An 813-nucleotide genomic window follows, 5' to 3' on the forward strand; every position below is an offset into this window, starting at 1 on the left:
TGAGGTGGACCCCAAAATTCGGACCAGGGGTTAAGCTCTGATCATTCCGACAGGAGAATCTGATCATGAGCAGGAAACGCAAGCAATACAGCGCCGACTTCAAGGCCAAGGTGGCCATTGAGGCCCTCAAGGGGGAGCAGACCACTTCGGAGCTGGCTGCCCGCTTCGAGATCCACCCGACCATGGTGAGCCAGTGGAGGCGCGAGCTGCTGGACAAGGCCACTGGGGTCTTCGAGGGCAAGGGTGACGGCAAGGCAGCCCAGAAAACCCAGGAGGAGATCGACACCCTGTACCGTGAGATCGGCAAGCTGACGGTGGAACGCGATTTTTTATCACGCAGGCTCGGTCGTTGAGCCGGGCCCAGCGACAGGCCCTGGTCGAGCCGCAGTCGGTTGATGTCAGCGTCCGGCGACAGTGTCAGTTGTTCGACATCAGCCGTTCCTCGGTGTACTACCGGCCCAAGCCGGGCCAGGATAGCGACCTGGAGCTGATGCGCCTGATTGACGAGGAATACCTGCGAAGGCCGTTCTATGGTTCACGACGGATGAGGGCCTACCTCAATCGCTTGGGCCACCCGGTAAACCGCAAGCGAGTCCAGCGGCTGATGCGCCAGATGGGCCTGCACGCCGTGTATCCGAGGCCGCGCACCAGTCGACCGGGCGAGGGCCACCAGATCTATCCCTACCTGCTGCGGGATCTGGTGATCGATCGTCCCAACCAGGTCTGGGCGACCGATGTGACGTTCATCCCGATGGCCCGGGGGTTCATGTACCTGGCGGCCATCATGGACTGGCACAGTCGTCGTGTGCTCTC

The 813-nt window shown here is 61.7% G+C and carries 2 protein-coding genes; both read left to right on the forward strand.

What is annotated here, in order from left to right:
- The first annotated feature begins 65 nt into the window (after positions 1 to 65).
- Positions 66 to 353, forward strand: coding sequence for a transposase (locus LPW29_RS15215; RefSeq protein WP_238628716.1), 288 nt, complete (start codon positions 66 to 68; stop codon positions 351 to 353).
- The coding region (locus LPW29_RS15220) for an IS3 family transposase (RefSeq protein ID WP_238628717.1) at positions 350 to 813 on the forward strand (464 nt) is incomplete at its 3' end. The genes LPW29_RS15215 and LPW29_RS15220, both read left to right, overlap by 4 nt.

The sequence above is a fragment of the Ectothiorhodospira sp. 9100 genome (assembly GCF_022227565.1).
Taxonomy (GTDB): Bacteria; Pseudomonadota; Gammaproteobacteria; order Ectothiorhodospirales; family Ectothiorhodospiraceae; genus Ectothiorhodospira; species Ectothiorhodospira marina.